The following is a 25,527-nucleotide window of genomic DNA, read 5'->3' on the forward strand; positions in this document are numbered from 1 at the left end:
GTCCCATTCCGAACCCGGAAGCTAAGCCTGACTGCGCCGATGGTACTGCAACCGAAGGGTTGTGGGAGAGTAGGACACCGCCGAACTCAACATGAGAAGTCTGGGCCCCGGTCCGAGAACCCCTGAGGTTCTCCCGGGGCCCAGACTCATGTTCGCGTCCGCTCAGGCCGCGCGCCGGGCCGGCTCAGGTCCGCCCGCGCGAGGTTGCTCCGAACGGGCCCGTAGGATAGTCAATCGGCCCTCGGATGGGGGGCCGACTTCAGAATTCCAGAGTTGTCTATGGCAGGAGGCCACGTGTCCGAGTTCGGTCGACGAGACTCAGCGGATGAGGGGTCCGGTCGGTCGGCTCGCCGCGACCAGGACTCCCGCGGCGGACGGTCCGACGCGCCCCGGGGAGACCGGCGCGGCGCGCGGCAGGACCGCGGCGGACGGGACAGCGCCCACCAGGGCCGGCCCCGTCGGGACGACCGCGGCGCGCGCGGATCCGGCGGCTTCGCCGGCCGCCCCGGCCACGGCGACGGGCCCCGCGAAAACCGCGGATACGCCGGCAAGCGCGACGACGACCGCGACTTCCGCCCCCGTGGCAAGCGCGACTATGACCGCCCGCAGGGCAAATCGTACGGCGACCGCTCCGGCGGACCCGGCGGCAAGTCCTACGGCGACCGCTCCGGACGTCCGGAGGGACGCTCGTCCTACGGCGACCGTTCGGAAGGGCGCTCCTCTTACGGCGAGCGCTCCGGTAAGCCGTCCTACGGCGATCGTTCGGGACGTCCCGGCGGCAAACCGTCGTACGGGGACCGTTCGGGCAGGCCGGAAGGGAAATCCTCCTACGGGGAACGGTCCGGCGGGCGCTGGAACGACGACCGCGGCGGCGACCGGCGTGGTCCGGGCGGATATCGCGGCAAAGACTCCCAGGGCGGCGGTTTCCGCGACGACCGGCGCGGATCCGGCGGATTCCGCAACGACCGCGACAACCGGGACAACCGCGATTCGCGCGGCGGTTCCCGCGACGACCGCGGCGGAAAGCCCGGCGGCTACCGGGACGACCGCGGCCCGCGCGACGGCGGATTCCGGGGCGGGAACCGGGGACCCGGCGGATTCCGAGACGACCGGTCCGGAGGCAACCGGGGCGAGCGGCGCGACGACCGCGGGTTCCGCAACGATCGCGACGAGCGGCGGGACAACCGTCCGGGCGGATTCCGCAGCGACCGCCGGGACGAGGGCGGCTACCGCGGGGATCGGCGGGACGACCGTTCCGGCGGGTTCCGCGGCAACCAGCGCGACGACCGGTCTGGCGGGTATCGCAATGACCGTCGGGATGAAGGCGGTCAGCGTGGCGACCGTTCCGGTGGGTTCCGCAACGATCGCGACGAGCGGCGGGACAACCGTCCGGGCGGATTCCGCAACGATCGTCGGGACGAAGGCGGCTACCGGTCCGGCGGATTCCGCGGCGAGCGGCGTGACGAAGGCGGTTATCGCGGGGATCGGCGGGACGACCGCTTTGGCGGGTTCCGCGGCAACCAGCGTGACGACCGGTCGGGCGGATACCGCAACGACCGCCGGGACGAAGGCGGTCAGCGTGGCGACCGCTCCGGCGGGTTCCGCAACGACCGTCGGGACGAGGGCGGCTACCGGGGCGAGCGCTCCGGCGGGTTCCGTCGCGACGACCGGGCCGGTGGAGCGCAGGCTGGCGGGGATCGTCGGGACGAGCGTTCGGGCGGGTTCCGGAAGGACGAGCGCGACGAGCGCCAGGACGCCGGTTTCCGCGGGCGGCGGGACGAGGTCGAGGAGACCACGTCGGCCGTGGTCGAGGAATCCGCGGTAGCCGAAGAGGCGACCACGGGCCCGGCAGTCGAGCACGGCGGCGCTGGCGTCGAATCGGGCGCGGGAGACCGGGCCGGACGGGACGAGGCCGCTGAGGGCCAGGAACGGCGTGACGCGACAGGGTCGCAGAATCGTGACGAGCACGACGACCGGCAAGACCGTGGAGTGCGGGACGAGCGGCAAGACCGCCAGGAGCGCGACAGCCGCGAAGACCGTGGCGGGCGTAGCGAGCGTGACAACCGTGGCGGCGACCGTCGGGACAGCCGTGGTGATCGAGGCGACCGTCGCGACCGCAGGGACGACCGTCCGCGCACCAAGCGGCCGGTGACCCTTGAAGAGCAGGACGCCGCTCTGGCCCGCGAGCTGCTCGAAGCGCCGGAATTGCCCGAGGACATTGAGTTCTCCGACCTCGACGAAGAAGTCCGCCGCGAGCTGCGGACCCTGCCGAAGGGGCTCGCGGAGACCGTCGGGAAGCACCTGGTCGCCGCGGGCGGGCTGGTCGACGAGGACCCGGAGGCCGCGCTCGAGCACGCCCGGTACGCGAAGACCAAGGCGTCGCGCGTGCCGATCGTCCGCGAAGGGCTCGGGCTGGTCGCTTACCACGCGGGCAACTGGCAGGAGGCGCTGTCGGAACTGCGCGCCGTCCGGCGGATGACGCGCAGCGACGAGCACATCGCGATCATCGCGGACGCCGAGCGCGCGCTCGGCCGTCCGGAGCGGGCGCTGGACCTCGCCAAGGAGACCGACAAGGAACGGCTCACCAAGGCGACCCAGGTCGAGCTGGCGATCGTCGCGGCCGGCGCGCGGCGCGACCTCGGCCAGCTGGACGCGGCGGTCGTGTCCCTGCAGGGGCCGGACCTCCAGGCGAACAAGCGCGACCCGTGGAGCGCGCGTCTCTTCTACGCCTACGCCGACAACCTCGAGGCGGCCGGGCGCAAGGAAGAAGCCGTGCAGTGGTTCCTCCACGCCGCCGAGGCCGACGCCGAGGACGAGACCGACGCCGCCGAGCGCGCCGCGGACCTGGCGAACGCGTCGAACGAGGAGAACGAGGCGAAGGGGTCCGCCGAGCCGAACGAGTCGGATGACTGACGTGGCCTACGACGCGCTGCTGTTCGATCTCGACGGAACCGTCTACCACGGGCCGCAGGTGATCGAAGGGGCCGCGGAAACCGTGACCGCCGTGCGCGAGCAGGGCACGGCGGTCCGGTTCGTGACCAACAACGCGTCCAAGGCCCCGGCCGCGGTCGCGCAGCACCTCCGGGACCTCGGGATCTCCGCGGACACCGAGGAGGTGCACACCAGCGCTCAGGCGGCAGCCGCGCTCCTTCGGGACCGGCTGCCCGCCGGGGCGAAGGTGCTCATCGTCGGCACCGCCTCGCTCGGCGACCAGGTCTCCGCGGCGGGACTGGAGCCGGTGCGGACCGCGGGCGGCGACGTTTCCGCGGTGGTGCAAGGACATTCGCCGGAAACCGGCTGGGCGGACCTCGCCGAGGCGAGCATCGTGATCCGCGCGGGCGGGCTGTGGGTCGCCACGAACACCGACACCACGCTGCCCACCGAGCGCGGGCTGATGCCGGGCAACGGGTCGATGGTGGGCGCGTTGCGGATCGCCACCGGCGCGGAGCCGGAGGTCGCGGGAAAACCGCAGCCGTTGCTGTTCGAAACGGCGGCGCGATCGGCGAAGGCGGAGCGTCCGCTGGTGGTCGGGGATCGGCTCGACACCGATATCGCCGGGGCGGTCGCGGCGGGGCTCGACTCGCTGTGCGTGCTCACCGGCATCACGACTCCGGCGACACTGCTCACCGCGATTCCCGCGGAACGACCCACCCATCTGGGTGCGGACATCACCGCGCTCGCGCGGCCTGCCGACGAATTGCGCGTCGGAAAGCGGCCCGGCTGGGAGATCAGCGAAGGGGACGTGCTGACCGTTCGCGGTGAAGGCGACAAGCTCGACCTGCTGCGCGCGCTGTGCGACGCGGCATGGCGCACCGGCGTAGCGAAGGTGCGCGCGGACGGCGACGCGGCCGCGGCGGCAGTAGCCGGGCTCGGGCTGGCCTGACTGGTAGTTTGGGGCGGTGCACCCGAACGTTCCGCGGCCGGTTCCCGGACCCCCGCCGATCCCCGGACCCGGCCCGCAGCAGACTGACCCGCGAGCGGGCATCGACGAAGCCGTCGCCGGGCTCGACGACCTCGACACGCTGCCTCCCGCCGAGCACGTGGACCGGTTCGAGGCCGTGCACACCGAGCTGACCGTCGCCCTGTCCAGCATCGACAAGGTCTGACCGGCGTGGCCAAACGGGCCAGGCTCGACGCGGAACTCGTGCGGCGCGGACTCGCCCGCTCCCGCGAACAAGCCTCCGCACTCATCACCGGCGGCAAGGTCACCGTGCGCGGCATGGTCGCCACGAAACCCGCCACCGGCGTGGAAAACGACGCGCCGATCGTCGTGAAGGACGAGGACGACCCAGGCTGGGCGTCGCGCGGCGCGCACAAACTCCTTGGCGCGCTTGACCGGTTCGGCCCCGAGGGGCTGATCGTCGAGGGCCGCCGGTGTCTCGACGCGGGCGCGAGCACCGGCGGTTTCACGGATGTGCTGCTGCGCCACGGCGCGGACAAGGTCATCGCCGCCGACGTCGGGCGCGGGCTGCTCGACTGGAAGCTGCAGACCGACGACCGCGTCGTGGTCCTCGACCGCACGAACGTCCGCAACCTGACGCCGGACGTGCTCGGCGGCCAGGTCGACCTCGTCGTCGGCGACCTTTCCTTCATCTCGCTCAAACTCGTGCTGCCCGCGCTCGCGGACTGCGCCCGCGACGGCGCGGACCTGGTGCCGATGGTCAAACCGCAGTTCGAGGTCGGCAAGGACCGGCTCGGCAGCGGCGGCGTGGTGCGCGATCCGGAACTGCGCGTCGCATCCGTGCTGGGCGTGCTCGCCGAGGCCGCGAAGCTCGGCCTGTCGCTGCGCGGGGTCGTCGCCAGCCCGTTGCCCGGGCCTTCCGGGAACGTCGAATACTTCGTCTGGCTCCGCAAAACGGAGCCGGAAGACCCGGGCGCCCCGGACACCGGGGACGCCGAGCGGCTCGTGCGCGCCGCAGTCCAGGAAGGACCCCAGTGACCGCCGAACGTGAAGTGCTCCTCGTGGTGCACCCCGACCGGGACACCACGCGGGAGGCCGCCCGCGAGGTGTCCCAGCGATTCGCGAAGGCCGGGATCCGGCTGCGCGTGCTCGACGAGGACGTGCTCCGGCTGATCGACCCGGACGGCTGCATGGCCATGCCGTGCACCGTGATCGCGCCCGAGCACAATCCGGCCGAGGGGGCCGAACTCGTGTTCGTGCTCGGCGGCGACGGGACCCTGCTGCGCGCGGCGGAACTCGCCCGTCCGGCCGGAGTCCCGGTGCTCGGCGTGAACCTGGGCCGAGTGGGCTTCCTCGCCGAGGCGGATTCGGACGCGCTCGCCGACGCCGTGCAGCGCGTGGTCGATCGCGAGTACCACGTCGAAGACCGGATGACCGTCGACGTCACGGTCACCGCCGACGGGGCGGAGATCTACCGGACCTGGGCGCTCAACGAGGCCAGCGTCGAGAAGTTCAGCCGCGAGCGGGTGCTCGACGCGCTGATCGAGGTCGACGGACGCCCGGTGTCGTCCTTCGGCTGCGACGGCGTCCTGTGCGCGACGCCGACCGGCTCCACCGCGTACGCCTTCTCCGCGGGCGGGCCGGTGCTGTGGCCGGACGTCGAGGCGCTGCTCGTGGTGCCGAGCAACGCGCACGCGATGTTCTCCCGGCCGCTGGTCGTGTCCCCGGATTCGGTGATCACCGTAGGCATCGATCCGACCGGCCCGAAAGCGGCTCTGACCTGCGACGGGTTGCGGTCGTTCGACCTGCCGCCGGGCGCGCTGGTGCGCGTCGTGTGCGGCGAGCAGCCGGTGCGGCTGGTGCGGCTGTGGGACGGCGTGTTCACCGACCGGCTGGTGTACAAGTTCGGCCTCCCGGTGCGCAGCTGGCGCGACCGGCGCTCGGGAGACCGCTGAGCGCGACGCGCCCGCACAAGTGTTCGACCAGCGAAAAGAAGAGTTAGCGGGCCTCGGGCGCACAGAACGTCGGTGCGGGCCGCTACCGTATGCGTCGTGCTGGCCGAGATGCGCATCCAGGGCCTCGGAGTCATCGAGGAAGCCCTGCTGGAACTGCACGCGGGCTTCACCGTGGTCACCGGTGAGACGGGTGCGGGCAAAACCATGGTCGTCACCGGGCTGCATCTGCTTTCGGGCGGACGGGCCGAGGCGTCGAAGGTCCGGAACGGGATGCTGAAGGCATTCGTCGAGGGCCGGTTCACCGTGGGCGACGACGACGCGGCCGCCCGCATCGTCACCGACGCGGGGGCCGACGTCGACGAGGACGGCAGCGTCATCGCGCTGCGCACGGTCGCGGCCGACGGGCGCTCTCGGGCGCACCTGGGCGGCCGGTCGGTGCCGGTCGGGGTGCTGGCCGAGCTGTCCGAGCAGGTGATCGCCGTGCACGGGCAGAACGATCAGCTGCGGCTGCTGCGCCCGGCCGAGCAGCGCGCGGTGATCGACCGGTTCGCCGGCGACGCGGTGGGCAGGCCGCTGGCGGAGTACCGCCGGGTCCGCGAGGAATGGCTGGCCGTGCTCACCGAGCTGAGCGAGCGGTCCAACCGCTCCCGCGAAATGGCGCAGCAGGCGGACCTGCTGAAACACGGCCTGAACGAGATCGACGCGGTCGCGCCCGAACCCGGCGAGGACGTCGAGCTCACCGAGCAGATCAAACGGCTCGCCGCGGTCGACGAACTCCGCGCGATGGCCACCGAAGCGCACGCCGCGGTGTCCGGCGCGCAGGACGGCGATCCGGACGCCCCCGGCGCGCTCGGCCTGGTCGGCGAGGCGGTGCGGCGGCTGGTCTCGGCGGAGGACGCCGTGCTGCGCGACCTCGTGCCGCGGCTGGAGGAAGCCTCCACGCTGCTGAGCGACGTCGGCGCGGAGCTGGGCAGCTACGTCGAGAATCTGGACGCCGACCCGGCGCTGCTGGAGAAGGTGCTCGCCCGCCAGGCCGATCTCAAGCGGCTCACGCGCAAGTACGCCGCGGATGTCGACGGAGTGCTGGCGTGGGCCGAGGACGCGCGCCGCCGGCTCGAATCGATGGACACCTCCGAGGAGGCACTAGCAGCGCTGGCGTTGCGCCGGGACGAGCTGGCCGTCGAGCTGGTCGCACACGCCACCGAGGTCTCCGCCGCGCGCGGGAAGGCGGCCGCTGAACTCGCGACGGCGATCACCAAGGAACTGTCCGGTCTCGCGATGGGGCAGGCGGAGCTGGAGATCACTGTCGAGCAGAAGCCCGCCGAGCACGGCGACCGGCAGGCGCTCGCGATCGACGGGCACGCCGTGCACGCGGGCCCGGACGGCGTCGACGAAGTGGAACTGCTGCTGCGGGCGCACAACGGCGCGCCGCCGCTGCCGGTGCACAAGGCCGCTTCGGGCGGTGAGCTGTCGCGCGTGATGCTGGCGATCGAGGTCGTGCTGGCGCACGCGGACACCGTGCAGACGCTGGTGTTCGACGAGGTCGACGCCGGGGTCGGCGGCCGGGCCGCGGTGGAGATCGGGCGGCGGCTGGCCAAGCTCGCGCGCACGCACCAGGTGCTGGTGGTCACGCACCTGCCGCAGGTCGCCGCGTTCGCCGACCAGCATTTGGTGGTGGACAAGGGAACCAGCGGCGGCGTCACGCGCAGCGGCGTGAAGACGCTCGACCAGGACGACCGGGTGCGCGAGCTGGCCCGGATGCTCGCGGGCATGGACGGCACCGAAACCGGCCGCGCGCACGCCGAGGAACTGCTCGCCACCGCGGAGAAGGACAAGGCGAAGAACACCGGTCCGAAGCGCAAGCGCGCGAAGAAGGGCTGAGGCGGATCCCATGACCTGGGCCACGCTGGCCGACGTCGAAGCCGAACTCGCCCGCGCGCGGCGGGAGGACGATCTCGACCGCTTCCTCGAACTCCTCGGCGACGAGGAGCTGTTCGTGCCGATCCACCGGGACGAGGCGCAGCGTCTCGCGCAGGAGCGGACCTGGTCGCCCGCGAAAGTCTGCTGCGCGCACGGCGGCGAGCCCTCGCTGCAGGTGTTCACCCGCGGCGCGCTGCCGGATTTCGGCGCGGACGTGGTCTTCCTCAGCGGCGACCTCGACTGGGCCACGCACGGTCTCGGCCCGGGGGAGCAGGTGGTGTTCAACCGCGGCACGCTCGGCGAATGGCGGGTCAGCGCGGCGGCGGTGCTGCCTTGGGTGAGCGCGAACCCGCACCGGGTCACCGCGGTGGAGCAGCAGGTAGAACGGCTTTACACGGCGCGGTACGGAGTTCTCGACGGCCCGGTCGCGCACGCGCTCGCGTGCGGCGCGCACCAGGCGGTGCTGTCGGCCGAACCGTGGAACGTCCTCGACGCGCGCTACCACGACTACGTCGCCGAAGTCCGCGGCCTGCGGGACTGGTGGGGCGTCGCGGACGCGGCGGGCTGGCGGGCCGCGATGGACCGGCTGCTCGGCGATTCCTACCAGCTCACCACCGGAAACCTCGTGCTCGTGCTGCGCGCCCGCAGCGGGCTGGCGCTGGATGTCTACGGCTGGGTCGAGCTGGTCCGGCAATGGTGTTCGGACAACGACGCCGAGGACCAGGCCGGGCCGCTCATCGACGCGGTGCGCCGGATCGTCCGGTACGAACAGCGGTTCCGCGCCGACGGCCTGCTCGCGCCGGACGGCGTGGTGGACAGCATCATCGGCTGGGACGTCGGCCGCGCGGTCGAACTGGTGCGCTGGGGAGTGGCGGTCGGGTACTGCGACTCGCTCACCGCCGAGCTGATGGTGCTGGAGGCGGGCGCGATCGCGCGGCGCTACCACGGTTCGTGGGCGGAATTGTCCACCGGATACGTGCTGGGCAGGCTGCTCGCGCTCGACGGCGAGGAATTCGGCCCGGAATACGTCTCGGCCGCGCGGGTCCGCCACCGGCTGCTGAACGATCCCGCGAGCCCCTGGTCCAACCTGGATTTCGAGGCGGGCGGACCGCACAGTTAACCCCGGCCCGGCACTGCGCGCGACATGGCTCACCACAACGAGTCATGTCCGCTTCGGCGCGTCGGCTCTGTCGGCACGCACAAATTTGTCACCATCAGCCACATGAAGCTCACTGGTCTTCTCGCGCGGAACCAAGAAGCCCTCCCCGGCGTCATCGGTGTCGCGCGGGTCGACCGGCGCACGCGGGAGCTGCTGCGCCGGGTCAGCCCCGGCGACATCGTCGTGCTCGACCAGCTCGACCTCGACCGGGCCACGGCCGACGCGCTGGTCGCCGCCGAGGTCGCCGCGGTGGTCAACGCGTCCCCGTCGATTTCCGGCCGGTTCCCCAACCTCGGCCCGGAAATCCTGGTCGCGGCGGGCATCCCGCTCGTCGACTCGGTCGGCGGCGACCTGCTGCGCAGCGTCAAGGACGGCACGAAGCTGCGCGTGCACGAGGGCGCGGTGTACCTGGGAGAGCGGCAGCTCGCGTCCGGGGTCGAGCAGACCGCGGAAAGCGTCGCCGACCAGATGATCGAGGCCAAGGCCGGGATGTCGACCCAGCTGGAAGCCTTCTCCGCCAACACGATCGAGTTCCTCCGCCGCGAGCGGACGCTGATCCTCGACGGCGTCGGCGTGCCGGAGCTCAAGGTCCCGGTGCGCGACCGGCACGTGCTGGTCGTCGCCGCGGGGAACGGGCACGCCGAGGACCTCAAGAAGCTCAAGAAGTACATCGGCGAGCACCGGCCGGTGCTGATCGGCGTCGACGCCGGCGCGGACACCCTGCGCGCGCAGGGCTATCAGCCGGACGTCATGGTAGGCGACCCGACCGGGATCGGCACCGCGACGCTGCGCAGCGGCGGCGAGGTCGTCGTCCCCGCGCAGCCGGACGGGCACGCGCCGGGCGTCGAGCGGATCCAGGACCTGGGCATCGGCGCGGTCACGTTCCCCGCGTCCGGCAACGCCGAGGACCTCGCCCTGCTGCTGGCCGACGCGCACGGCGCGAGCCTCGTGGTCACCGTCGGGTTCCAGGCCACGCTGCGGGAGTTCCTCGACCACGGCCGGTCCGGGTCGAATCCGTCCACGTTCCTCACGCGGCTCAAGCTCGGCACGAAGCTGGTCGACGGCAAGGCCGTCGCGACGCTGCACCGGGCCCGGGTGTCGCTCGGCGCGGTCGCGCTGCTCGTCCTCGCCGCCATCGTCGTCGTCATCGCCGCGCTGCTGGTCTCCGACGTCGGCTCCGTCTATCTCGAGTGGATCCAGCACACCTGGTCCACGTTCGTCGCCTGGGTGAAGGGTCTCTTCACGTGATTTCCCTGCGCTACCACATCGTTTCCATCACCGCCTGCTTCCTGGCGCTGGCCGTCGGCGTGGTGCTGGGCTCGACCGCGCTCAACGGATCGCTGCTGTCCGGGCTCGCGGACCAGAAAAAAGACCTCGGCACGCAGGTGTCCGACCTCGAGGCGCAGCGGAACAACCTCAAGGCGCGGCTGTCCGACGCGGACGCCTTCGCCGGCACGATGGGCCCGAAGGTCGTCGCGGGCGCGCTAGACAAGCGCAGCGTCGTCATCGTCACCACGCAGGACGCGCGCCCGGCCGACCGCGACGCGCTCAAGAAGCTCGTCGGCCAGTCCGGAGCCTCGGTGACCGGCGAACTCCAGCTCACCGCCGCGTTCACCGACCCGGCGAAGGCCGACCAGCTGCGCGACGTCGTCACGCGGCTGCAGCCCGCCGGGGCGAAGTTCCCGACCGCGGGCGATTCCGGCACGCTCGCCGGCGCGCTGCTCGGTTCGGTGCTGCTGCTGGACAAGGCGAGCGCGAAACCGCAGTCGAGCGGCGACGAACTCGCCGCCGCGCTCGGCGGGCTCACCGACGGCGGTTTCGTGAAGCCGAGCCAGGGCGTGCAGCCCGCGCAGCTGGCGATCGTGCTGACCGGGGCCCAGCAGACCGGCGACGGCGCGGGAGACCGGGCTGCGACGATCGCGCGGTTCGCGGCGCAGATGGACCGCTCCGGCGCGGGCGCCGTCCTGGCCGGGGACCCGGGTTCGGCCGAGGGCACCGGCCCGATCGGGGTGGTGCGCGCGGACACCTCGGCCACGTCGATCCTGTCCACTGTGGACAACGCGGATTCGGCGGCGGGCCGGGTGGCGACGATCCTGGCGTTGCAGGAACAGCTCAACGGCGGTTCGGGCCGGTACGGCATCGCGGGCAACGCGCAGGCGATCGCGCCGGGCGTGGCGACGTCGGGCAACTGAGACAGGCTTTCCGCCTCCCGCACGAAATCGGCGGCGGTGCCGGGTTCCCTTCGTGGGTGAGGGATTTCGGTGCCGTCGCCGATTTCGTGCGCTGCAGGGGTGGGGGACGTCTCGGCTGTGGCGGTGGTTATCCGTTGCGGCAACGCGGGCTCGGCGGCGGTGCTGGATTCGTTCGTGGGGGAGGGAATTCAGCAGCGCCGCTGATTTCGTGCGTTTGTCGCGGTGGGCGGGGGACGGCTCGGCCGCAGCGGTGTCATCCGTTGTGGACAACGCGGGCTCGGCGGCGGTGCCGGATTCCTTCGTGGGTAAGGGAATTCGGCACCGCCGCCGATTTCGTGTGCTTGCCGGGGCGGGCGCGGGACAGCTTGGCCGCAGCGGTGTCATCCGTTGTGGACAACGCGGATTTGGCGGCGGTGCCGTATTCCTACGTAGGTGCGGGGATTTAGCACCGCCGCTGATTTCGTGCGTTTGCAGGGGTGGGCAAGGGATGCCTCGGCCGCGGCGATGTCATTCGTTGTGGGCAACGCGGATTCGGCGGCGGTGCCGGATTCCTTCGTGGGTGAGGGAATTCAGCACCGCCGCCGATTTCGTGTGCCTGCCGCGGCGGGCGGGGCGACTCCCCGGCCGCGGCGATCCTGTCCACTGTGGACAACGTGGCTCGGCGGCGGCGCCGGTTCCTGTCGGGGTGGGAAATCCGGTGCCGCCGCCGATCATTCAGGCTCCTGCCGTGGGGTCAGCAGGCGCCGTTGTCGGCCCACACCGCCGCGCTGCCGGGCGTTTCGCCCCGGGTCCACCATTTGGCGGACCAGCGGTGGCCGTTGTAGGACACCACCGCGCCAGCGTTGTAGGACTGGGTTGTGCTCCACGCCGCCGGGCACGCGGTCGTGGGACCGCCGCCGCCGGAGCAGGCTCCGTTGTCCGACCAGACGTCCGAGGTGCCGGGCTGCTCGCCCTGCGTCCACCACTTCGCCGTCCAGGTGTGGTTGTTGTACGACACGACCGCGCCGCCGTTGTAGACCTTGCCCGAATCCCAGGCCGGAGCCGTGCACTGGCCGCCCGGCGGAGTCGTGGGAGTGGTGGGCGTGGTCGGGGTCGTCGGAGTGGTCGGGGTCGTGGGCGTCGTCGGAGTAGTCGGGGTGGTCGGAGTGGTGGGCGTCGTCGGGGTGGTCGGCGGCGGACCGGAACAGCCCTCCGTCGGCGCGGCGAGCCCGTCCACCACGGCGTGGAACAGCGTCGAATCCGGATCGAGGTCGTAGAGCGAGAACATCATCGCGCCGCCGAGGCCGTTGCAATGGATGTAATCGGTGCGCGCCTTGATCGACTGCTTCGACGAACCGCCGTAGAAGCTCGTCCCGTCGTAGAACCACGCGGATTGCGTTGTCGGGTCCCAGAACGTGGTCGCCGGGTTGTCCACCACGCCGGAGAGTTCCTTGTACATCGCGACCCCGGGCACGTTGCCGCTCAACGGATGCGGCGCGGACGGACCGGTCGCCGTCTGGTACAGCCCGTGGTTCGAGCCGGCCGGAACGCCGGTCCAGCCCCGGTAGTAGAACGGGATGCCCAAGGTCAGCTTCGAAGCCGGGAACCCGCCGGGGATGCCGTACGCCGGGTCGCCCTGCGTGTAGGCCTTCATCACCTGGTCGATCGTGTACTTCTCGGTGCCCGGCGGAATGGGCGTGGACGGGTCGTTCGGCGAGGGGTAGAGCGGGTCCTGGAAGTTCGTCGGACCGGTCTTGTCCCACGCGCCGTGCATGTCGTAGGTCATCGGGTCCGCGAAGTCCATGTACTGGTGGATCTTGTCGGTCTGGATCTTCGCGATCTTGTCCTGGCCGCCGGGCAGGGCGGCCGAGAGCGCGTAGTGCTTGCCCAGCGCGTCGAGCTGGCCGCGGAACTCGGCGAGCAGCGAGGTGAAGTTCTGCGTGTCGTTGGGGCTGTAGTGGTTGCCCGTGTGGCCGCCGGGGTGCGCCGGGTACTCCCAGTCGATATCGAACCCGTCGAAGATGTTCGCGGCGGTGCCGGGGCCGCCGAAGCCGCCCGCGGCCGGGATGTTGCCCTTGATGAACATGTCGATGCAGGAGCTGACGAACTTCTTGCGCGAGGCGTCGCTCGCCGCGGCGTCGGAGAAGTACTTCGAGTAGGTCCAGCCGCCCAGCGACAACAGCACCTTCAGCTTCGGGTGCCGGGCCTTGAGTTCCTGCAGCTGGTGGAAGTTGCCGACGATCGGCATGTTGTAGGTGTCGGCGGAGCCGTCGACGCTGATGTCCGAGCCGAACGACTTCTGGTAGTCGGCGAACTGGTCGCCCGCGCCGTCGCCCGCGTTCGGGTCGTCCTCGCCGCCCGGGTCGGGAGTGGTGGCCTTGGTCGTCTCGAAGCAGGTGAGGTTCGTCGGGTCGATGTTCTCGAAGTCGTAGAGCAGGTAGTCGATGTTGTCGGCGATCTTGTCGACGTTCTTGAGGTAATAGGCGTTCTGGTAGATGCTCCATTGGTCGAAATAGGCGATGCGCATGCCGCCCGAGGAGGGCGCGGGCGTCGCGGTGGCCGGGGCGGGCCGGGCCAGGATGGTGAGACCGGCCACGACCACGGCGGCCAGGGCGGCGCAGGCCACGGCCAGCGGTCTCAAGGTCCGGTGGGGCATAGGAGTTCTCCCTCGCACAAGCGAAGTCCGCTTGCCGCACCGGAATGCGCGGCAAGCGTCGGACATCGGGTGATCACTGCAGGAGCGGGGGCCGGCCCGTAGTCGAATGTGAACCAGGGCACAGCCGGAGTCAATACTGTGGACTAGACCAATTTCCGCGCCGGGGCGTTTTGTGGTGAAGTGTCCGGAAAGGCCCGACGAACGGCCTGTTCCAAGCGGGGCGAGTGGTCCGGACCGCCGAACGGCACTGGTTCACCCGTACGGGTGTGGCTGACCCGACACCCGTCTCGCGCGGCATCAGGCGCGTCTCAGGAAGATCATGGGTGGCTCACAGCTGCGCACGAGAGCCTGGCACGATGAGCGCCAACGACCCCGGGAGCACGGCCGAACGATGACCACTACCGAGATCCCGCTCGTCCGCGCGGACGAGCCCGCGCCCGCCAGATCGCCGCACCTGCGTCAGCTCGATCTGTACCGGGTCATGACCTTCGGCATGGTCATCCTCATCCACGTGATCGGCTCCACCACGCTCCCGCAGGACGTCGTCGCCGACGCGATCCAGACGCCGCTGCACCTCACCCGCGAAGCGTTCTTCGCGCTGACCGCGTTCGTGCTCGTGTTCCAGTACCGCGACCGCCCGCTGCAGCCCGGGAAGTTCTGGCGCAAGCGGTTCCCGCTGGTCGCGATCCCGTACGTGGTCTGGACGGTCGTCTACCGGGGCTACTCGCTGATCACCTCGGACCAGCCGTTCGGCTCCGCCGGCGCGCAGCTGCGGACGCTCGGGCTGGACCTGCTCACCGGGAACGCCTGGTACCACATGTACTTCATGCTGGTGACGCTCCAGGTGTACCTGCTGTTCCCGCTGCTGGTGAAGGTGATCGGCCTGATCCGCCGCCGTCCGTGGACCGTGCTGGCGGTGTCCGGCACGGTGCAGGCGGCGGTCGCGGTCTTCATGAGCTACCCGCCCGCCGCGCTGGGCTACGGCTTCGTCAGCAAGTTCTTCGCGACTTTCGTCGTGTACCAGTTCTACATGCTGCTCGGCGCCGCGGCGGCGGTGCACTTCGAGGCGATGCACGCCTGGCTGCGCACGCATTCGCGCTGGGTGCTGCTGGCGATGGCGGGCGGCCTGGCCGTCGCGGAAACCGGCTACTTCCTGAGTGTCCACTTTGGAGAGTGGCCGGAGATGGCCTCGGACGCCTTCCGCCCGTATCTGATCCCGTGGTTCGTCGCGGTGATCGCCGGGATCTACCTGGCGGGCGCGCGCTGGGCGGAGAGCAGGCAGCGCGGCGGGCGGTTCGTGTCCTGGGCGGTGAACCGGTCGTTCGCGGTGTTCCTGACCCATCCGCTCGCGATCGCGTTGCTGGACCCGCTGTTCGTGTTCGTCGGCGACCGCTACGGCGCGCCGTGGACGACGCTGGTGGCCTACCCGGCGACGGTGGCGCTGACCTTCGCGATCGTCGAGGTGCTGCGGCGGCTGCCGTGGAGCAAGGCGCTCACCGGGCGAGCTCGGGTGCCGGTGCGCGGCTGAGGTGCCATCGCAGCCGTGAGGGAATCAGAGTCCGTGAAGGTTCCCCTCACGGACCGCGGAACTGCTTGCGACGTCCGGCCAGGTGCGGTGTTTGTCGAGCGGCCGGGCATAGGACCCGGCCCGGCTGGTGCGCAATCCCAGCGCCACCAGGGTTTCCGCGAGCCGGACCGCGGCGGCGACGCCGTCGACCACCGGAACGTCGAGCTTGGCCGACATCGTGCGGTCCAGTCCGGTCATTCCGGCGCAGCCGAGCACGAGCACCTCGGCTCCGGCTTCCCGGGCTCGCAAACCGGCGGTGAGCAGGGCGGATTCGGTGCGTTCCTGGTCGCGCAGCTCCAGCACGCTGAGCCCGGTGCCGACGACCGCGACGCAGTTCCGGTCCACCCCGGCCGAATGCAGGCTGTCTTCGATCAGGCCGCACGTGCGGTCCAGCGTCGTCACCACGCCGTACCGGCGGCCGAGCAGCCCGGCGAGATGCGCCGCGGCCTCGGTGATGTCGACTACCGGCACGTCCAGCAGTTCCCGCGCGCCCTCGCGGCCGTGTTCGCCGAAACCCGCGAGGACGACCGCGTCGAACGGTTCCTCGGTGGTGCGCAACAGGTCCAGCACGGCCGCGGCGGACAGGAAGCTGTCCAGCCAGCCCTCGGCCGATTCCGGGCCCCACTTCGGCGTCAAGGCGACGATTTCGGTGCCGGGGCTGGCCGCCGCCCGCGCCCCGGACTCGATCTCCTTCGTCATGGCCTCGGTGGTGTTGCAGTTGGTGACGAGGATCCGCATCAAGCCCTCCGCTGGCGGTACGAAACGGCGTAGTAGAGCAACCCGGCGCTGGCGGTGCCGAGGAACCACGAGTACGGCGCGGCCGGCGCGAAGAACGGCACCAGCGCGATCACCGCGGACAGGACGGCGCACGGGAAGAACGCGGCCATCGCGCGCGGATTCACCTTGGGGTACGCGCCGTCGCGGACGAACAGCTGCTCGACGTCGACCTTGCCGCGGCGGATCAGGTAGTAGTCGACGATCATGATCCCGAACAGCGGCCCGAGGAACGCGCCGAGCCCGCCGAGGAAGTAGTTGACCACTACCGGCGACGAGTACAGCTTCCACGGCAGCACGCACAACGCGGCGACGGCGCTGATCATCCCGCCGACGGTGAACGAGATCCGCTTCGGCCAGATGTTGGCCAGGTCGTAGGCGGGGGAGACGAAGTTCGCGACGATGTTGACGCCCATGGTGGCGATGGCGAAGGTGAGCGCGCCGACGATCAGCACCGGGGTGTTGTGCACGCGGGCGAGCAGTTCGGCCGGGTCGGTGATCGCCTCGCCGAACACCTGGAGACTGCCCGCGGTGACGATCACCGACAGCAGCGCGAACGCCGTCGAGTTCACCGGAAGGCCCCAGAAGTTGCCGCGCCGCACCGTTTTCTGGTCCGGGGCGTTGCGGGAGAAATCGCAGAAGTTGAGCATCAGCGTGCCGTAGGTGGACAGGATCAGCCCGGCCGCGCCGAACCATTGGCGCACCTGCTCGCCGCCGGAGAGATGCCGCGGGCTGCTGGTGAACGAAAGGTGCCAGTGGCTCGCGGCGAGGATCCACACCGCGAGCGCGATCATCACGACCCAGATCAGCGGGCCGCACCAGTCCTGGAATTTCCGCACCGCCTCCATGCCGCGGGTCAGCACGAGCGCCTGCACCAGCCACAGCGCGACGAAGCACATCCAGCCGAGCGCGTGCAGGCCGAGGAAACTGTGCTCGGTCAACGGTTTCAGGCCGGGGTCGATCGCCAGCACGAGCAGCGTGATGGCGACGCTGGCGAGATAGGTCTGGATGCCGTACCAGAAGATCGCGATCACCGCGCGGATCAATGCGGGCAGGTTCGCGCCGAACGTGCCGAAGCTGATCCGCGCGACCACCGGGAACGGGACGCCGGTGCGCTGGCCGATCCGGCCCATCAGGTTCATCCCGAAGAAGATGATCACGAACCCGAACAGCAGCGCGGTGAACACCTGCCAGGCCGACAGGCCGAGCACGAACAGCCCGGCGGCGAAGGTGTAGTTGCCGAGATTGTGCACGTCCGACATCCAGAGCGCGAAGATGTCGTACACCTTCCAGCGCCGTTCCCGCGCGGGCGCGAGGTCCTCGTTCCACAGCCGAGGGTCCGGTTCGGTCTGGATGGTCGCGCTGGTTTCGGTGGACGGGGCGTGCGTCATGGCAGACCTCCGGTCGACGTGCCGGCAGCGTTGGTATCCCAAATTTGGAATCCCAAATATCGCCCGGTGAAGCTGCTGCGTCAACCCTCGTGCCGATAAACTCTGCGATTGTCCGATGCCGACGAGAGGGGGACGGGTGGGCGTCACGCAGGAGCGGCAGCCGCTCGCGGCGACGCGCGCCCGGGTGCTCGACGAGCTGCGCGAGCGGATCCTGACCGGGCGGCTGAAGCCGGGGGACCGGCTGGTCGAACGCGAATTGGCCGAGGATCTCGGGGTGTCGCGGGTGCCGGTGCGCGAGGCGATCCGCAGCCTGGAGGCCGAGGGGTTCGTGGTCGTGCCCTCGCCGCGACGGGTGGTGGTGCGGCAGCTGGCCCGGGTGGACGTCGAGGAGCTGTTCGACGTCCGGGAGGCGCTGGAAAGCCTCGCCGCCGCGCGCGCCGCGGAACGGGCGGGGAAGCCGGAGATGCGCAGGCTGGAGCGGCTGCTCGCCGAGTCCGCACGGGTCACCCAGGGTGGCGATGGCGCGCGGATCTCCGAGGCCAACAGCAGGCTGCACGACGAGATCATCGCCATCGCGGGCAATCGCCTGCTCACCACGATGCTGCATCCGCTCGAAGGCCAGCTGCAGTGGCTGACCAGCCAGAACGAGCACTGGGCCGAACTGCTTGACGAGCACCGCCGGCTGGTGGAGGCGATCGGGTCCGGCGACGTGGAGCGGGCGCGCGAGTACGCCGCCGAGCACGTCCGGGTGAACCGCGCGGTGACGTTGCGCGATCTGTTCGGCGACGACGAGCGGGGCGAGCGGCCGGCGGGCTGAGCCGGGGGTCGTGAGTGGCGATGCCGGTGAGAACCGGTGCCAGCACTCACAAGGCCCCGTGGATAAGGTGACCCTAACTTCGAGTGGAGGGGGTCGCCGCGTGGCGCACGTGCAGGGCGAGCCGGAGTGGGTGTCCACAAGGGACGGACGACGGCTGTACGCGACGGTGCTGCCCGGCCCCGGAACCGGGCCGACGGTGGTGTTCGAGGCGGGAGCGGGTGCGAGCCGGTCGTCGTGGGGGCTCGTGCAGCCGCTGGTCGGCGAGTTCGCGCGGGCGGTGGCGTACGACCGGTCCGGGCTCGGCCGCAGTGCGCCGGATCCGTCCGGGCGCACGCTGGACCGGATGGCCGGCGACCTCGTCGACGTGCTGGCCCATTTCGGGCCGGGGCCGTACCTGCTCGTCGGGCACAGCGCCGGGGGACCGATCGTGCGCCTCGCTGCCTCGCGGACGGCAGCGAAGGTGGCGGGCCTGGTTCTGGTCGATCCGACCGACGAAGCGGCGGAGGTGCTGTTCTCGCCTCGATTCCGCAGTGCTGAAAGGGTTTTCCTGCGCACTGGCCGGATCCTGGCGGCGGCTGGCTTGCTGAAGTTCTTGTACCGGCCCATGGTGCGGGCCGCGCCGGAGGACGTCCGGCGCGATCTGGTGCGAGAAGGCTTTACGCCGCAAGTGTTGCGCACCCAGACCGAGCAGGCGCGGACGTTCCTGGACGAGCTGGCGGCCTGGCGGACGAACCCGCCCGCGTCCGGCGATCACCCGGTGACGGTCGTGTCCGGCGGGCGAGCTGGCGACGGGATGAACGCCGCGGTGCGCGCGGAAGCGAATGCCGCGCACGCACAACGGGTTTCGTCCGGCGGACGGCACCGGATCGCGGAGAAGTCCGGACATCTGGTGCCGGTCACCGAACCCGGTGTGGTGGCGGAGGAGATCCGCCGGTTGCTCAGCTGACGAGTTCGCTCCACGTCTCGACGAACCCCGGGAACGTCTTGCCGACCGTCTCCGGGTTTTCGACCAGCACGCCGGGCACGCGCAGCCCGAGCACCGCCGCGGCCATCACCAGCCGGTGGTCCTCGTAAGTGTGGAAAACGCCGCCGTGCATCGGAGCCGGAGTGATTTCCAGGCCGTCTTCGAGCTCGGTGACATCAGCGCCCAGGCTCGACAGCTCGGTCGCCAGCGCGGTGAGCCGGTCGGTTTCGTGGCCGCGCAGGTGCGCGACGCCGGTGATGCTCGACGGACCCTCGGCGAAGCACAGCATCGCCGCGATGACCGGGGTCAGCTCGCCGACCTCGTGCAGGTCGAGGTCGATGCCGGGAAACGCGCCGCCGCCGGTGACGACCAGGCCGTCGTCGTCCAGTTCCGCCTTCGCGCCCAGTTCGGTCACCAGGCCGCGCAGCCAGTCGCCCGGCTGCGTGGTCTGCTTCGGCCAGCCGTGCACCCGGACGGACCCGCCGCCGACCACCGCGGCGGCCACGAACGGGGCCGCGGTGGACAGATCCGGCTCCACGACGTACTCCGGGCAAGACAGCTTCGCCGGCTCCACGTGGAATTCTGCGCCCGAACGCTCGACCGTGGCCCCGAACCGGCGCAGCATGTCGAGCGTCATCGCGATGTGCGGTTCGCTCGGCGGTGCTCCGCCGACCAGCCGCACCGTCACGCCCTTCTCGAACGCGGGACCGGCGAGCAGCAGCGCGGACAGGAACTGGCTGGAGGCCGACGAATCGAGGTCCACCCGGCCCCCGGGCAGGCCGCCGCTGCCGTGCACGGTGAACGGCGGCGCGCCGCGGCCGCCGTCGTCGATCCGCGCGCCCAGCTTGCGCAGCGCGGCCAGCAGCGGGCCGATCGGGCGGCGGCGGATCGCCTCGTCGCCGTCGAACAGCACCGAGGCGTCGCCGAGGGTGGCGAGCGCGGGCGTGAACCGGGCGACAGTCCCGGCGTTGCCGAGGGTGACGGCCGTTTCGTCGCCGCGGCCGCTGATGGTGCCGAGCGGGTGGACGAGAAAGCCGTCGATGGTCTCTTCCGAAAGCGCGCCCAGCGAGGCGAGCGCGGCCAGCATCAGCCGGGTGTCGCGCGAATCGAGCGGACGGCGCACCCGGGTGGGCGCGCCCGCGAGCGCGGCGAGCACGTAGGCCCGGTTGGTGATCGACTTCGATCCGGGGACGCGCACCGCGGCGTCCAGCGAGGCGCCCGCGACGGGGGCGGTCCAGTGGTCATCGCGGATGTTCGTCACGGCGCGCAGCCTAGCGCGCGGCGGGCGGGCCGATTCCGCCGCGCCGGGAAGAGACGTCGGCGAGCGAACCGGCGAGAGTGGGATATGCTGGCGGCCCGTGGGACTTCAGTCGCGGGCTACCAAGTATGTCTTTGTCACCGGAGGCGTTGCCTCCTCTCTGGGTAAGGGTCTGACGGCGTCCAGCCTCGGACAGCTGCTCACTTCGCGCGGACTTCGCGTCACGATGCAGAAGCTCGACCCGTACCTCAATGTCGACCCCGGGACGATGAACCCGTTCCAGCACGGCGAGGTGTTCGTCACCGACGACGGCGCCGAGACCGATCTCGACATCGGGCACTACGAGCGCTTCCTCGACCGCTCTCTCGACGGCAAGGCGAACGTCACCACCGGGCAGGTGTACTCGGAGGTGATCGCCAAGGAACGCCGCGGCGAGTACCTCGGCGACACCGTCCAGGTGATTCCGCACATCACCGACGAGATCAAGGCGCGGATCACCGCCGCGGCCGGGCCGGACGAGAACGGCGTCGCGCCGGACGTGGTGATCACCGAGGTCGGCGGCACGGTCGGCGACATCGAGTCGCTGCCGTTCCTCGAGGCGTGCCGCCAGGTGCGCCACGACGTCGGCCGCGACCAGTGCTTCTTCCTGCACGTGTCGCTCGTGCCCTACCTCGCCCCCTCGGGCGAGCTCAAGACCAAGCCGACCCAGCACTCGGTCGCCGCGCTGCGCAACATCGGCATCCAGCCGGACGCGCTGGTGTGCCGCGCGGACCGGGAGATCCCGGACGACCTCAAGCGCAAGATCGGCCTGATGTGCGACGTCGACACCGAGGCGGTCATCGCCTGCCCGGACGCGCGCTCGATCTACGACATCCCGAAGGTGCTGCACCGCGAGGCGCTCGACGCCTACGTGGTGCGCCGGCTGGGCCTGCCGTTCCGCGACGTCGACTGGACGGTGTGGGGCGACCTGCTCGACCGGGTGCACAACCCGAGCGAGATCGTCCGGGTCGCGGTGGTGGGCAAGTACATCGACCTGCCCGACGCCTACCTCTCGGTCACCGAGGCGCTGCGCGCGGGCGGGTTCGCGCACCGCGCCAAGGTCGAGATCGTCTGGGTCGCCTCGGACGACGCGAAGACCGAATCCGGCGCGGCGTCCGTGCTGTCCGATGTGGACGGTGTGCTGATCCCGGGCGGGTTCGGCATCCGCGGCATCGAGGGCAAGGTCGGCGCGATCCACTACGCGCGCACGCACGGCGTGCCGCTGCTGGGCCTGTGCCTCGGCCTGCAGTGCATGGTCATCGAAAGCGCCCGGAACCTGGCCGGCATCAAGGACGCGAACTCGGCCGAGTTCGACGAGACCACCAAGCACCCGGTGATCTCGACCATGGCCGACCAGCGCGACGTCGTCGCGGGCGAGCGGGACATGGGCGGCACGATGCGGCTCGGCGCGTATCCGGCGAAGCTCAAGGCCGGTTCGCAGGTGGCCAAGGCGTACGGCACCACCGAGGTGTCCGAGCGGCACCGGCACCGCTACGAGGTGAACAACGCCTACCGCAAGCAGATCGGCGACGCGGGCCTCGTGTTCTCCGGCACCTCGCCGGACGACCGGCTGGTCGAGTTCGTCGAACTGCCCGCGGACGTGCACCCGTTCTTCGTGGGCACCCAGGCGCACCCCGAGCTGAAGAGCCGCCCGACCCGGCCGCACCCGCTGTTCAGCGCGTTCGTGAAGGCGGTCGTGGACCGCAAGGTCGCCGAGCGGCTCCCGGTCGAACTGCCCGAGACGCCCGTGGCGGCCCGGTGAGCGCGCCCGGCACGCACGAGTTCTCCGTCGCCGGCAGCACGGTCGTCCACGTGGGACGCGTCGTCGGCCTCCGGGTCGACGACGTCGTGATGCCCGGCGGGGAAACCGCCAAGCGCGAGGTGGTCGAGCACCTCGGCGCAGTGGTGATCGCGGCGCTGGACGGCGAGGGCAACCTCACGCTCGTCCACCAGTACCGGCATCCGCTCGGGCGCAGGCTGTGGGAGCTGCCCGCCGGGCTGATCGACAAGCCGGGTGAGGACCCGGTCGACGCGGCCCGGCGCGAGCTGGCCGAGGAGGCCGGGCTGGCGGCGGCCCGCTGGGACACCCTGGTCGACGTCGCTGCCTCGCCCGGGTTCACCGACGAGGTGGTGCGCGTGTTCCTCGCGCGCGATCTGTCCGAAGTGGACCGGGAGATGCTCGGCGAGGAAGAGGCCGACCTGGTGGTGCGGAAGTTCCCGCTCGCCGAGGCGGTCCGGATGGCGCTGGCGGGCGAACTGGTCAACGGCGCGACCGTCTCGGGCGTGCTGTCGGCGCACGCGGTTGTGACCGGGGCGGCGGAGACGCGCCCGGCCGACGCGCCGTGGCAGGACCGGCCGACGCGGTTCGCTCGCCGACTGGCCGAGGGCTGAATTCCCGGTTCTGTCGGTGCGCCGTCCTAGAGTGGCGGCGTGAATGATGCGGGGGTCGAGGTGCGGGGCGCGATCGCCACGTACCTCGACCACCTCGTCGTGGAACGCGGCACCGCCCGCAACACCCTCGACAGCTACTCCCGCGACCTCCGTCGCTACGCCGCCCATCTGGAAGCGGCGGGGGTCGAGCGGCTGACCGAGGTCACGCCCGCGCACGTCACGTCCTTCGGGGCCGCGCTGCGCGAGGGCGACGAGGAACACCGGCCGCTGGCGGCGTCGTCGGCCGCTCGGGCGCTCGTCGCGGTGCGAGGGCTGCACAAGTTCGCGCACGCGGACGGGCTCACCGAACACGACCCGGCGCGCGACGTCCGTCCGCCTGCCGCGGCGAAACGGCTGCCCAAGGCGCTGCCGGTCGGGGACGTCCTCAAGCTGCTCGACACCCCGCCGCCGGACGGCGAACGCGCCTTACGCGACCGTGCGCTGCTGGAACTGCTCTACTCGACGGGAGCCCGGATTTCCGAGGCGGTCGGGCTCGACGTGGACGACGTGGACGACACCGAGCGCACCGTCCTGCTCGACGGCAAGGGCGGCAAGCAACGGCTGGTGCCGATCGGCCGTCCCGCACTGGAAGCGCTCGACGCGTACCTGGTCCGCGCCCGCCCCGCGCTCGCCGCGAACGGGAGAGGCACCTCGGCGATCTTCCTCAACGCCCGCGGCAGCCGGCTTTCCCGGCAAAGCGCGTGGCAGGTGCTCAAGGACACCGCGGAGCGGGCCGGGATTACCGCCGCGGTCTCGCCGCACACCCTGCGCCACTCGTTCGCGACCCACCTGCTCGAAGGCGGCGCGGACGTCCGCGTGGTGCAGGAACTGCTCGGCCACGCGTCGGTGACCACGACCCAGGTGTACACGCTCGTCACGGTCACGACGCTGCGCGAGGTCTACGCCACCGCGCATCCGCGCGCGCTCGGCTGACCGCTCGACGCGGTCAAGGGCCTTCCCACGCTGCGGTGACTCGGCCCGTGCGGCCCGGCGCGGCGCTTTGCCGGGGCTCCGGAAATCCGCATAGGCTGCGCCCGACCCCGCCGAACAAGGAGCTTTCGCGCCATGTCGACACCGACCCCGAACCAGCCGGAGGACCCGGCAGCGTCCGCCGGACCAGCCGGGCCGGAAGCGTCCGCAGGGTCCCCCGGGTCCTCCGGTTCGGCCGCGGCGAACCTCGAGCACGCGCGGATCGCCACGCCGGCGGACCACGAGGGCGACGAGCCGGAACGGCCGCTCACCCGCGCCGAACGCGCCCGGATGCGGGCGAAGGAGCGCGCGGAGAGCGGGATCGGGCCGACCGGGCGCCCGCTGCGCGAGATCCCCGAGCCGCCGCCGCTGGAGCGGCACGGCCCGGCGAAGGTGCTCGCCATGTGCAACCAGAAGGGCGGGGTCGGCAAGACCACGTCCACGATCAACCTCGGCGCCGCGCTCGCCGAATGCGGCCGCCGCGTGCTGCTGGTCGACTTCGACCCGCAGGGCGCGCTGTCGGTCGGGCTCGGCATCCAGCCGCACGAACTGGACCAGACGGTCTACAACGTGATCATGGAGCGCTCGGTGCGGATCGAGGACGTGCTCCGCAAAACCCGCGTCGACGGCGTTGACCTGCTGCCGAGCAACATCGACCTGTCCGCGGCGGAGGTCCAGCTCGTCGCTGAGGTAGGGCGCGAGCACACGTTGTTACGGGTCCTTCGTCCGGTGATGAACGACTACGACTATGTTCTTGTCGACTGCCAGCCCTCGCTCGGCCTGTTGACGGTGAACGCATTGACCGCCGCGGACGGTGTGATCATCCCCCTGGAGTGCGAGTTCTTCAGTCTGCGAGGCGTCGCGCTCCTGATCGACACGATCGAGAAGGTGCAGGAACGCCTCAACCCCAAACTGGACATCACGGGGATTCTCGCCACGATGTACGACCCGAGAACCCTGCACTCGAAGGAGGTCATGGCGCGCGTGGTCGAGGCATTCGGCGACACCGTGTTCGACACGGTGATCAACCGCACCGTGCGGTTCCCCGAGACGACGGTCGCGGGCGAACCCATCACGACCTGGGCCCCCAAGTCCGCCGGCGCCGCGGCTTACCGCGCGCTGGCCCGCGAGGTGATCGCTCGGTGAGCAGGCGCGCTTCCCTGCCCGGAGCGTCGGAGCTCTTCCGCCTCACCTCCAGCCCGGCGCCCCCCGCGCTCGAACGCCCCGCCGTGCCCGCGCCCGCGGAACCGGTCGCCCCGCGCGAGCCGAGCGCTCCCGCGGACACCGAGCAGCTGGTCCGCGCGGCGCGCAGCGGGTCCGGGCGCACCAAGCACGACGCGAAGATCACCGTCTACGTGTCCGGCGAGGAACTGCTCGCGATGGAGCAGGCCCGGCTGAACCTCCGCGCCAAGCACGACCTGGTCGTCGACCGCGGCAGGCTGGTCCGCGAGGCGGTCGCGGTGCTGCTGGCCGACTTCGACCAGCGCGGCGAGGAATCCGTGCTGGTGCAGCGATTGCGGGCGAGCGGCGAGGACGGCGGAACCGAGGGCTGATGG

At 71.2% G+C, this 25,527-nt stretch carries 21 protein-coding genes and 1 rRNA gene; 18 read left to right on the forward strand and 4 right to left on the reverse strand.

Annotated elements, in window-relative coordinates:
* The 10 genes from rrf to ACZ63D_RS40355 form a co-directional block, all read left to right on the forward strand.
* Window positions 1-86, forward strand: a 5S ribosomal RNA gene (gene rrf, locus ACZ63D_RS40310); the annotation flags it as partial.
* A 208-nt stretch (window positions 87-294) separates the two neighbouring features.
* Window positions 295-2,913, forward strand: coding sequence for a tetratricopeptide repeat protein (locus ACZ63D_RS40315; RefSeq protein ID WP_465359602.1), 2,619 nt, complete (start codon window positions 295-297; stop codon window positions 2,911-2,913).
* On the forward strand, window positions 2,906-3,883 hold the full coding sequence (locus ACZ63D_RS40320; RefSeq protein WP_465359603.1) for an HAD-IIA family hydrolase: 978 nt from the start codon (window positions 2,906-2,908) through the stop codon (window positions 3,881-3,883). The genes ACZ63D_RS40315 and ACZ63D_RS40320 overlap by 8 nt, the downstream gene beginning before the upstream one ends.
* A 16-nt stretch (window positions 3,884-3,899) precedes the next feature.
* The gene (locus ACZ63D_RS40325) at window positions 3,900-4,106 is read left to right on the forward strand and encodes a hypothetical protein (RefSeq protein WP_009079580.1); all 207 of its coding nucleotides are present in this window, start codon (window positions 3,900-3,902) and stop codon (window positions 4,104-4,106) included.
* A 5-nt stretch (window positions 4,107-4,111) separates the two neighbouring features.
* Window positions 4,112-4,939 (forward strand): TlyA family RNA methyltransferase, encoded by an 828-nt coding sequence (locus ACZ63D_RS40330; protein ID WP_465359604.1) that lies wholly within the window; start codon window positions 4,112-4,114, stop codon window positions 4,937-4,939.
* The gene (locus ACZ63D_RS40335; protein WP_465359605.1) at window positions 4,936-5,856 is read left to right on the forward strand and encodes an NAD kinase; all 921 of its coding nucleotides are present in this window, start codon (window positions 4,936-4,938) and stop codon (window positions 5,854-5,856) included. The genes ACZ63D_RS40330 and ACZ63D_RS40335 overlap by 4 nt, the downstream gene beginning before the upstream one ends.
* A gap of 96 nt (window positions 5,857-5,952) precedes the next feature.
* Window positions 5,953-7,737, forward strand: a complete 1,785-nt coding sequence (gene recN / locus ACZ63D_RS40340; protein WP_465359606.1) for a DNA repair protein RecN — start codon at window positions 5,953-5,955, stop codon at window positions 7,735-7,737.
* 10 nt (window positions 7,738-7,747) lie between these two features.
* Complete coding sequence (locus ACZ63D_RS40345) at window positions 7,748-8,896, forward strand: DUF1266 domain-containing protein (protein ID WP_465359607.1); 1,149 nt, start codon at window positions 7,748-7,750, stop codon at window positions 8,894-8,896.
* Window positions 8,897-8,998: 102 nt separating this feature from the next.
* Window positions 8,999-10,183: a putative cytokinetic ring protein SteA gene (gene steA / locus ACZ63D_RS40350; RefSeq protein WP_465359608.1), complete on the forward strand. Its 1,185-nt coding sequence runs from the start codon at window positions 8,999-9,001 to the stop codon at window positions 10,181-10,183.
* A complete protein-coding gene (locus ACZ63D_RS40355) occupies window positions 10,180-11,127 on the forward strand; it encodes a copper transporter (protein ID WP_465359609.1) in 948 nt (315 codons plus the stop codon). The genes steA and ACZ63D_RS40355 overlap by 4 nt, the downstream gene beginning before the upstream one ends.
* Window positions 11,128-11,860: 733 nt before the next feature.
* Here ACZ63D_RS40355 and ACZ63D_RS40360 read toward each other — a convergent pair.
* The gene (locus tag ACZ63D_RS40360; protein WP_465359610.1) at window positions 11,861-13,762 is read right to left on the reverse strand and encodes a glycosyl hydrolase family 18 protein; all 1,902 of its coding nucleotides are present in this window, start codon (window positions 13,760-13,762) and stop codon (window positions 11,861-11,863) included.
* 391 nt (window positions 13,763-14,153) lie between these two features.
* On the opposite strand from ACZ63D_RS40360, the gene ACZ63D_RS40365 reads away from it, so the two are divergent.
* Entirely contained in the window at window positions 14,154-15,290 is a 1,137-nt protein-coding gene (locus tag ACZ63D_RS40365) for an acyltransferase (protein WP_465359611.1), read from the forward strand.
* A 24-nt stretch (window positions 15,291-15,314) separates the two neighbouring features.
* On the opposite strand, the gene ACZ63D_RS40370 is transcribed toward ACZ63D_RS40365, so the two are convergent.
* Window positions 15,315-16,067 carry an aspartate/glutamate racemase family protein gene (locus tag ACZ63D_RS40370; RefSeq protein WP_465359612.1) on the reverse strand — a complete coding sequence of 251 codons (753 nt, stop codon included), beginning with the start codon at window positions 16,065-16,067 and terminating at the stop codon, window positions 15,315-15,317.
* Complete coding sequence (locus ACZ63D_RS40375; RefSeq protein WP_465359613.1) at window positions 16,067-17,494, reverse strand: NCS1 family nucleobase:cation symporter-1; 1,428 nt, start codon at window positions 17,492-17,494, stop codon at window positions 16,067-16,069. Before ACZ63D_RS40375 ends, ACZ63D_RS40370 begins: the two co-directional genes overlap by 1 nt.
* A 115-nt stretch (window positions 17,495-17,609) precedes the next feature.
* On the opposite strand from ACZ63D_RS40375, the gene ACZ63D_RS40380 reads away from it, so the two are divergent.
* Both ACZ63D_RS40380 and ACZ63D_RS40385 read left to right on the forward strand, forming a co-directional pair.
* Window positions 17,610-18,311, forward strand: a complete 702-nt coding sequence (locus tag ACZ63D_RS40380) for a GntR family transcriptional regulator (protein ID WP_465359614.1) — start codon at window positions 17,610-17,612, stop codon at window positions 18,309-18,311.
* Window positions 18,312-18,411: 100 nt separating this feature from the next.
* Window positions 18,412-19,257: an alpha/beta fold hydrolase gene (locus ACZ63D_RS40385; RefSeq protein WP_465359615.1), complete on the forward strand. Its 846-nt coding sequence runs from the start codon at window positions 18,412-18,414 to the stop codon at window positions 19,255-19,257.
* Here ACZ63D_RS40385 and aroA read toward each other — a convergent pair.
* The gene (gene aroA / locus ACZ63D_RS40390; protein ID WP_465359616.1) at window positions 19,250-20,536 is read right to left on the reverse strand and encodes a 3-phosphoshikimate 1-carboxyvinyltransferase; all 1,287 of its coding nucleotides are present in this window, start codon (window positions 20,534-20,536) and stop codon (window positions 19,250-19,252) included. The genes ACZ63D_RS40385 and aroA overlap by 8 nt on opposite strands.
* Before the next feature lie 97 nt (window positions 20,537-20,633).
* On the opposite strand from aroA, the gene ACZ63D_RS40395 reads away from it, so the two are divergent.
* From ACZ63D_RS40395 to ACZ63D_RS40415, 5 genes are all read left to right on the forward strand, one after another.
* Entirely contained in the window at window positions 20,634-22,334 is a 1,701-nt protein-coding gene (locus ACZ63D_RS40395; RefSeq protein WP_465359617.1) for a CTP synthase, read from the forward strand.
* A complete protein-coding gene (locus tag ACZ63D_RS40400) occupies window positions 22,331-22,963 on the forward strand; it encodes an NUDIX domain-containing protein (RefSeq protein WP_465359618.1) in 633 nt (210 codons plus the stop codon). Before ACZ63D_RS40395 ends, ACZ63D_RS40400 begins: the two co-directional genes overlap by 4 nt.
* Window positions 22,964-23,002: 39 nt before the next feature.
* Entirely contained in the window at window positions 23,003-23,935 is a 933-nt protein-coding gene (gene xerD, locus ACZ63D_RS40405; protein ID WP_465359619.1) for a site-specific tyrosine recombinase XerD, read from the forward strand.
* Between the two features lie 132 nt (window positions 23,936-24,067).
* The gene (locus ACZ63D_RS40410; RefSeq protein WP_465359620.1) at window positions 24,068-25,117 is read left to right on the forward strand and encodes a ParA family protein; all 1,050 of its coding nucleotides are present in this window, start codon (window positions 24,068-24,070) and stop codon (window positions 25,115-25,117) included.
* The gene (locus tag ACZ63D_RS40415; protein WP_465359621.1) at window positions 25,114-25,524 is read left to right on the forward strand and encodes a cobyrinic acid a,c-diamide synthase; all 411 of its coding nucleotides are present in this window, start codon (window positions 25,114-25,116) and stop codon (window positions 25,522-25,524) included. The genes ACZ63D_RS40410 and ACZ63D_RS40415 overlap by 4 nt, the downstream gene beginning before the upstream one ends.
* The last annotated feature ends 3 nt before the right edge of the window (window positions 25,525-25,527 follow it).

The sequence above is a fragment of the Amycolatopsis sp. NPDC104775 genome, assembly GCF_055583325.1.

Coding starts and splice junctions, on each gene's coding strand:
- ACZ63D_RS40320 (WP_465359603.1), top strand. CDS start 2,906: ATGACTGACGTGGCCTACGACGCGCTGCTGTTCGATCTCGACGGAACC.
- ACZ63D_RS40345 (WP_465359607.1), top strand. CDS start 7,748: ATGACCTGGGCCACGCTGGCCGACGTCGAAGCCGAACTCGCCCGCGCG.
- steA (WP_465359608.1), top strand. CDS start 8,999: ATGAAGCTCACTGGTCTTCTCGCGCGGAACCAAGAAGCCCTCCCCGGC.
- ACZ63D_RS40360 (WP_465359610.1), bottom strand. CDS start 13,762: ATGCCCCACCGGACCTTGAGACCGCTGGCCGTGGCCTGCGCCGCCCTG.
- ACZ63D_RS40365 (WP_465359611.1), top strand. CDS start 14,154: ATGACCACTACCGAGATCCCGCTCGTCCGCGCGGACGAGCCCGCGCCC.
- ACZ63D_RS40370 (WP_465359612.1), bottom strand. CDS start 16,067: ATGCGGATCCTCGTCACCAACTGCAACACCACCGAGGCCATGACGAAG.
- ACZ63D_RS40375 (WP_465359613.1), bottom strand. CDS start 17,494: ATGACGCACGCCCCGTCCACCGAAACCAGCGCGACCATCCAGACCGAA.
- ACZ63D_RS40380 (WP_465359614.1), top strand. CDS start 17,610: ATGCCGACGAGAGGGGGACGGGTGGGCGTCACGCAGGAGCGGCAGCCG.
- ACZ63D_RS40410 (WP_465359620.1), top strand. CDS start 24,068: ATGTCGACACCGACCCCGAACCAGCCGGAGGACCCGGCAGCGTCCGCC.